Origin of the sequence: Natrarchaeobius oligotrophus (genome assembly GCF_003841465.1) — an archaeon.
In the GTDB taxonomy this organism is placed as follows: Archaea; Halobacteriota; Halobacteria; order Halobacteriales; family Natrialbaceae; genus Natrarchaeobius; species Natrarchaeobius oligotrophus.
In genome coordinates this window covers 1-7,109 of record NZ_REFZ01000041.1, presented here as the reverse complement: position 1 = coordinate 7,109, position 7,109 = coordinate 1, and the positions used below count along the sequence as shown (strand labels likewise).

The window sequence follows — 7,109 nt, the reverse complement described above, 5'->3', positions numbered from 1 at the left end:
GGGCCAACGACAACGGCTTCCAGGGGATGGTCGAACTCTGTCACGGCTGTGGCGGCTGTCGCGGCGAGCAGTCGACGACCGGCGGCGTGATGTGTCCGACCTACCGCGCGAGCCGCGAGGAGATCACCGCGACTCGTGGCCGCGCGAACGCGCTGAGACAGGCGATGAGCGGCGATCTGGAGCAGGGCGAGGCCGTTTCCGACGAGTTCGTTGAAGAGGTGATGGGGCTGTGCATCGGCTGTAAAGGCTGTGCCGTCGACTGCCCGAGCGAGGTCGACATGGCCAAGCTCAAAGCCGAGGTCACCCACGAGTACCACCGGCGACACGGCGCGACGCTGCGCGACCGACTGTTCGCGAACGTGGCGACGCTCTCGCGGTGGGGATCGCGGCTCGCGCCGCTGTCGAACCTCCTCCCGAAGCTTCCCGGCGCGCGCCGCGCGCTCGAGGCCACGATCGGCATCGACGCCGACCGTCCGCTCCCTGCGTTTCACGCGACCACCTTCCGCGACTGGTTCGAACGCAGGGGCGGCTCGCGCGTGCGGGCGACCGACGCCGATCGAAACGCCGTCGTCTATCCCGACCCGTACACCAACTACAGCCATCCGGCGGCCGGTAAAGCCGCCGTTCGAGTGCTCGAGGCGGCGGGCGTCCACGTCAGGGTTCCCGACGGGCTGGACGACACCGGCCGTCCCGCGTTCTCGAAGGGATTTCTCGACCGGGCGCGGCAGACGGCGATCGAGAACGTCGAGACGCTCGCGCCGCTGGTGGCCGACGGCTGGGAGGTCGTCGTCCTCGAGCCGTCCGACGCCGTCATGATCCAGTCGGACTACCGCGACCTGCTCTCGGACGACGCCACCGCGTTGCTCGCGAACGAAACGTACGGCGTCTGCGAGTACCTCGATACGTTCGGGCTGGACGAGTCGCTGTCGTTCGACCCCGACGCGACGGCACGGTCGCTCGCGTACCACGGACACTGTCACCAGAAGGCGACCCGAACGGACCACCACGCCGTCGGCGTGTTGCGACGCGCGGGGTACGAGGTCGATCCGCTCGATTCGGGGTGTTGTGGCATGGCAGGGAGTTTCGGCTACGAGGCCGAACACGCCTCGATGAGCGACGCCATCGCGTCGATCCTCTACGACCAGGTCGACGACAGCAACGGCGAGCGCGTCGTCGCAGCCGGAGCCTCCTGTCGCACCCAACTCGAGAACCGCTCGCGCGGTGCCGATCAGCCGCCGACGCCGATCGAACTCCTCGCCGACGCCCTCGAGTGACCGCGTTCGCGCTCGCCGAACCGGCGACCGAACTGACGCTCACCGTAATACTCGCCGTTGTTCCGTTGAGAGTACCCGTTTGATGCGATTTTCGTTACAGTGCTTTTCTCTCACAGGTCAAGTGTTTGTTACCGAACCGGTCACCCTCGTTGCTGGTCACTCCGATTGCTCGTTCTTTTCGACTTCCGTGACGATTACGTCCCAGTCCGGATGTTCGACCCCGTTCCGGCATTCGAATCCACCTTCCACATCGATTCCACTCTCGTAGGCTCTCCGAAGGAGTGCTTTCAGCTCCGCGTTCAATTCCTCCTTCGACGTAAGCGAGGTCTCATTAGAAGTCATCTTCCCACGCCCCTTTCGTATTTCTCCGCAGTTGGTTCGTGTTCTGATGTAATGGTAATCACACCGTAGCTGTGTACGGTTATCGCGTGCCCCTCGTGCGTGAATGCAACGTAGGTATCCCCGTTCGTCCCGTTACAAACTCGGACGAGCGCATCTAACTCTTCGGGGTCAACAGTGGAATGGAGCGGGTCCAGTTCTACAGGATCAGTGTCCAGTGCATCCGCCAGCGTTGCGATAACAGCCATGCTCGCAGGTGTCTTCTCCTGATCAAACTGCGTGCGAACAGTCCCGGATTCCTGAGAGTACTCGACCGCTTCGACCCCAACCCCAGACACCGTTGCGTCCATTTCGCCTGATTCTAGCCGTCTGAATCGGTTCAATAAGGGTACTGATTATACAGAGGGTTTAAATGGTGTCCGCCAGAGCACTCACAGCGAACTGCTGAGCGTTGCTCCAATGAGGCGTCGATGCCCGCGTCGGAGTCGTGACGAAAGCGACTGCTGGGTGATGCCGAGCTCGTCAGCGATCTCTTCGAGCGACGCCTCGCGTGGGGTGTCGAAGTAGCCCCGTTCGTAGGCTAACACCAGTGCCTCACGTTGGGTCTCGGTCAACTCGTAGCCCTCCCCCTGGATCGAAAGCATCGCGTGGACGGCGGTGATCTCTATCGGAATATCGTTTTCCTGGCAGTACTCTCGAAACTCAGCGATTGCCTCCTGATCCTCGCCGCGCACCTCGAATCGCCACTCGTCTTTCGTACCGATTCCGGAGAGCACGACGACGTTGGCCTCGGCAAGCGCACTCAAGATACCGAAGTACTCTTGTTCCCACTCGGCACGCATGAGATACTCGTCTTCGACGCTATCGACTACTCGGATGTTGCTCACGCCGGCGTGTTGTTCGAACGCAGCTTCGATGTCCTCCGTTTGTGCACCACGTACCCAGAAGTACGGAATAATCAGCGTCTCGTGTGGGATAAGCCGCTCCAGTTCGACCGTCACTCCTGGCAAGTTCTCGAACACACTCCCCAGCGGAAACTCCTCCGTCGGACTCGAAAATTCCATCACAGTCGCCATGCGGAAGCGTTCGTCCGGCAAGTGGATAACCGGCATGGGTGGTGTACCATGGTGTCGAGACGAAACGACACACGGTTGTTGATCGGTATCGTGCGTTCTACGAATAGGCAGTCCGCCTCGAATTCCGATCAGCCATGGTGCACCATGTCACCTCCTTTTGTACGACCGGGCAATCTAGTCGTACAAGCGAACATGAGCGTGATAACGGAGATTCGCATCCCATCCGACGACTTCGAACTCGGACGAATACTCAGTCTAGAGCAAGCGTCCGCGGTCGAACTCGAAACGCTCGTTCCGAGCGGGGACGCGACCGTGCCGCTCTTCTGGGTCTACGAACCGGTCGAAAACGGCTTTCTCAATGCCGTCGAACGCTATCCAACTGTCAACAACGTCAGGGAGGTGGACGTGTTCGACGACCGGACGCTGATCAGGCTCGACTGGGATGCGAGCCAGGACCACTTTTTTCGGTGCATCCTGGAACACGACGGGCAAATACTGAGTGCGACTGGATCACCAGAGGGGTGGAATTTCGAGATGCGATTCCGTGACCGCGAGGCAATGAGTCAGTGCCAGGACTGTTGTGCGGACGCGCACATCTCCCTGGAGCTCACCCGTATATACAACCCAACGGACCCCGATGCCGGTCCGTGGTACGGCTTGAGTACGCCTCAACGAGAAGCGCTGACGCTTGCCGTTCGAATGGGATACTACGACATTCCACGCGGCTGTACGACCGCGGAGGTAGCTACCGAGCTCGGAATTTCCGATCAAGCAGTGACAGAGCGACTTCGTCGTGCCATTGGCACGTTCGGGAGGTACGCGCTTCTCACTCCCGAGTCAGCGACAGAAGTGGACTGACTGTTCCCATTATACACCATGCGATAAGACCAGGCAGTTGGGTCTACGTTATGAGAGTATGGATGAGAATCGAAAGCTGGGGGCACGTGGTATCCAGTCAGTTGGTGAGGATTCCGGTTCTTCGTGGAGTGAAAGACCGATCTCCCCCGATACGGTTCTGTCGGCAGTAGCGAACGAACATCGACGCGCTATCCTCGAAGCGTTGGACAACGCTTCCGAAGGGACACTAGCATACGATGCGCTCGTAGATCACGTTACAGACCGGGTTCGGGACGAAGACGCGGACCGGGTGTCCGACGAACAGCGACAACGCGTCCGGATCGCACTTCGCCATACTCATCTTCCAAAGCTGGAAGAGGCCCGGATAATCGACTATGAGGCTGAAACAGGACGCGTCCGCTTTGTTGGCGGGAAACTGGAACGAGATCTCCTGACGCTGGTCAAGCCGTACGACATCCACGAGTGAGAGACGGACGTGATTGAGGATAGGTGCCCCAGTTTCAAACTCATTTGATACACCCAACCTGATGACGCTCTTCAACGACTGAGGAAGCGTAGACCCGTTCAGCGAGTCGTTTCGATTGTACAGAGTAGGGTGAACAAGCTCTGTTAAAATTAATACAACCGACACGTTACACGTTCAAACGCTCTCAGCGGATTACGGCCAGTCGACCGGGAGAGTCTCTTTGTGGTCGTCGATCACTACAAGCAGCGGTTCAATTTCACTGAAGCGAGGCCCTCTGGTAATCGTCTCAGTCCGCGGGCCCCAGTTGATGAAGCCTGCGTCCGCAAGGTTTGGCAAATGAATGTGGTGGAGTTCAGTTTCGGGCGAATCAGAGTTTCCATCAGCCGCGAATTCTTCGGTTTCGAACGCAGCTTCGGTCCGTAGATTGTGATCAGCCAATTCCACGAGGATCTGTCGCCGGGTACTATGACTCAAGACATCGAACATAGTGTTGAGCGAACCCCTCTCTGCTGAGTGCTGGTCGTCTGGCATACACTCGCTGCTACTGATCAGGGATAAGAAAGCAGTCCTCTTGACGGGTCAAGTTCTTTTTGTCTCGCGTGGGTTGTTGCCTAGCCATCAACCGCCGAGGACAGCAACGTCGTTTCGAGGAGTTTCTCGTTCCCACGTCGTATCCGGTCTGAAACCGCCTGTTTCGTAATGTCGAGTTCGTCCGCTAACTCGTCGAGACTCACCTCACTCGGTGAGGCCAAATACCCCCGCCGCAGAGCGAGAACCAACGCTTCTCGTTGCTCGGACGAAAGCCCGAACTGGCGTCGTCGGTCAGTTTCCTTAGTGAAGGTGTAGATACGGTCGATGTGGATCGTGACATCGTTCTCGGTCAGGATGTTTTGAAACCGTGCCAAGTGGTCGTGATCCGGATATCGAACGCGGAATTCCCAGCACGCCCCGCTGTGGGAGCGAGCTTCGAGGACAGTTGCATCGGTCTGGACGAGCCCATCGATGATATCTTTTTCAGGTACTCTCCACGTGACTCGGTACAACGCGCCGTTTTCAATCCTATCGAGAGCCCGCACGTCAGTGATACTGGGACGGTCGATGAGTTTCGTTTCGAACGCATCCAGCACAGTGTCGAGGTCGGCGTCCGTCGTGAGCCAGATGAACGGGATAACGTGATTGCCCGTCGGGACGATCCGTTCGAGCTCGAAGGTCGTGTCTTGGAAGCCCGAGAGGGAGCCGCCGAGTTGGAACTGATCTGCGTCGATAGTGAACTCTAGGACGACACTCATAGTGCAGGTATGTGACTCAGCCCCAAAGCGTCGTTGCTGCACGGGGGTGACGACGGGGCGGAGCTGCTGGGAGGCTCACCGATGAATCAGTGTCCGTGACTCTATCTGTGGGGATACGGTAGGTCAGAGAGACCACTCTCGATACTGTGGACGAACCCTCTGACGACGATTTCACGAAACCGTTTCCACCAACGGTGTGAGCGAACGAACGCTCCGTACTTCCGCTCGAGGAATTTCCGTCTCGTTCTGACTTCGCTGACTATACAGCTCAGGATCCAATCGTGCATTCCACGCCTTGTGGAGCAACGAGAATCGCAGTGTTTGCTACGTGGACGAACACCCATTTCACGGGCTACCGCGCGAATCTTTCGATCGTCGTAGCCCTTGTCTCCGAGAAGAAACGGTTAGAACAGACAACACTAACGTAGAGGTGCCCGAGGAGATCGCGAAGCATGGTTAGCATCCCTATGAGGGCGGCGTCGAACGCTCTCTCCGCTCGAGGCTCGAGGCCAGCAGGTGAGAGATACGCGGGCAGAATACCGAACAGCGCACAACTGTTCTCGAAAAAGTGCAGCCGATCGGCGAGTCGTTACCGATCCTCGCCGATCACCTCCACCTCGTGGGGACTGGGTCCGATCACGATCACGTAGCCGGCGTAGGCGAAGCGAACCGTGACCGCCGACGGGGACTCGAGTAGCGCGGTCAGCGACTCGGGATCGACGGCCTCGTACAGCGGTGGCAAGGCCGTCGCCTCTCGGCCCTCACGGGCCGCGACACGATCGAATGCCGTACCGAGTGCTGGATGCATCGTGGTTGGGAAGTTCGGTGATTGTCGTCGCGTACGCCGTCTCACAGTCCGGACACGCTGCCGGGCCGTCGGTCGCCGCCGTACGGACGTCGGTGCCACAATCGCAGTGGATAGTGATTCTCAATACCATGTGTCGTTCCGTGTTCAGGCCCCGACACAGCAGAAAACAATCCAGCGAGCGAACCAGCCACTGGCGTGACCGGGTCGGCGAACGTCGGTAGGTCTTTATTTCGCCAGTGTCTATGGTGGATTGCTCCCGCTGTGCGGGGGCCGCTCGTTGAGCCGGAGTGCTAGGTGGAACTGGGCGCTCCGGCTCGGCGCACTTTCGTGCGCATCTGTTCGGTACGTAACCATCCGTAAAGAACGTTAGGATGTTGACCGGTTGGGCCGGACTACTCCCGAGTCGACTCGAGTCCGAAAGCGTTGATCTCTCGCTCTATCTTATCGATGCGCTTTTCTAGCGCATCGACACGCGTTTCATCGTTATTGTAGGCTGCCTACCAATTGCTTCGGACTGATCCAACCCAGTCCTTACCGTAGGATATGACGTGTTTGATCAGACTTGGATCGTGTACAAACCACAAGTCGAAGAAGTAGGTGTCCGCAAGCACATCTACCGTTTCTTCCAATTCCGAGATCATCTCCTGTGTGAGCTCGTATTTCGTCTCGTTCTTGTTCTGGTCATTATCGGCTTTCTCATACTGGAGGAACGTGAGCGGATAGGATGTTTTGTCGTCGGTGTAGAACGCGTAGACGAGGATCTGCCCCCAGACAGGTTCACCTTCGGTGTGATCGTAGAACTTTCTAGCACCGGGAAGTTCCTTTCCGGTTCGCTGGAACACCGAATCAACAATAACAATGTAGCCCTCCTGTATCCGTCTTTAGCTAAGCGAGAAACCACGTGACAGCGGCGGCTTATCGAGGCATCTTTTCGAGAGGAATGAGGAGGCGACGAGTGTGCACAACGAAGCCTCCTCATCTCGGATTATGCGTCGGCTC

9 protein-coding genes and 2 pseudogenes are annotated in these 7,109 nt (G+C 58.3%); 3 read left to right on the top strand and 8 right to left on the bottom strand.

Features of this window, described 5'->3' with window-relative positions:
* A partial coding sequence (locus EA472_RS21545; RefSeq protein ID WP_207891204.1) for a (Fe-S)-binding protein occupies nt 1-1,274 on the top strand: 1,274 nt, incomplete at its 5' end.
* Between the two features lie 156 nt (nt 1,275-1,430).
* On the opposite strand, the gene EA472_RS21540 is transcribed toward EA472_RS21545, so the two are convergent.
* The 3 genes from EA472_RS21540 to EA472_RS21530 all read right to left on the bottom strand — a co-directional run bounded on the left by EA472_RS21540 (nt 1,431) and on the right by EA472_RS21530 (nt 2,689).
* Entirely contained in the window at nt 1,431-1,616 is a 186-nt protein-coding gene (locus tag EA472_RS21540) for a hypothetical protein (protein WP_124193518.1), read from the bottom strand.
* The gene (locus EA472_RS21535; RefSeq protein ID WP_124193517.1) at nt 1,613-1,963 is read right to left on the bottom strand and encodes a HalOD1 output domain-containing protein; all 351 of its coding nucleotides are present in this window, start codon (nt 1,961-1,963) and stop codon (nt 1,613-1,615) included. The genes EA472_RS21540 and EA472_RS21535 overlap by 4 nt, the downstream gene beginning before the upstream one ends.
* 81 nt (nt 1,964-2,044) lie before the next feature.
* Complete coding sequence (locus tag EA472_RS21530) at nt 2,045-2,689, bottom strand: helix-turn-helix domain-containing protein (protein ID WP_124193516.1); 645 nt, start codon at nt 2,687-2,689, stop codon at nt 2,045-2,047.
* A gap of 192 nt (nt 2,690-2,881) precedes the next feature.
* On the opposite strand from EA472_RS21530, the gene EA472_RS21525 reads away from it, so the two are divergent.
* Nucleotides 2,882-3,547 (top strand): helix-turn-helix domain-containing protein, encoded by a 666-nt coding sequence (locus EA472_RS21525; protein WP_124193515.1) that lies wholly within the window; start codon nt 2,882-2,884, stop codon nt 3,545-3,547.
* Nucleotides 3,548-3,605: 58 nt separating this feature from the next.
* Entirely contained in the window at nt 3,606-4,013 is a 408-nt protein-coding gene (locus EA472_RS23180) for a DUF7344 domain-containing protein (protein ID WP_243637934.1), read from the top strand.
* A gap of 192 nt (nt 4,014-4,205) precedes the next feature.
* Here the strand turns inward: EA472_RS23180 and EA472_RS21515 are convergent, their stop codons facing one another.
* The 5 genes and pseudogenes from EA472_RS21515 to EA472_RS21495 form a co-directional block, all read right to left on the bottom strand.
* Nucleotides 4,206-4,544, bottom strand: a complete 339-nt coding sequence (locus EA472_RS21515) for a DUF7344 domain-containing protein (RefSeq protein ID WP_243637933.1) — start codon at nt 4,542-4,544, stop codon at nt 4,206-4,208.
* 80 nt (nt 4,545-4,624) lie between these two features.
* Nucleotides 4,625-5,302 carry a helix-turn-helix domain-containing protein gene (locus tag EA472_RS21510; protein WP_124193514.1) on the bottom strand — a complete coding sequence of 226 codons (678 nt, stop codon included), beginning with the start codon at nt 5,300-5,302 and terminating at the stop codon, nt 4,625-4,627.
* 101 nt (nt 5,303-5,403) lie between these two features.
* Nucleotides 5,404-5,700: pseudogene (locus EA472_RS23175) on the bottom strand (IS5/IS1182 family transposase); the annotation flags it as partial.
* 191 nt (nt 5,701-5,891) lie between these two features.
* Nucleotides 5,892-6,110 (bottom strand): HalOD1 output domain-containing protein, encoded by a 219-nt coding sequence (locus tag EA472_RS21500; RefSeq protein ID WP_124193513.1) that lies wholly within the window; start codon nt 6,108-6,110, stop codon nt 5,892-5,894.
* Between the two features lie 422 nt (nt 6,111-6,532).
* Nucleotides 6,533-6,982: pseudogene (locus EA472_RS21495) on the bottom strand (IS701 family transposase); the annotation flags it as partial.
* Nucleotides 6,983-7,109 lie beyond the last annotated feature (127 nt).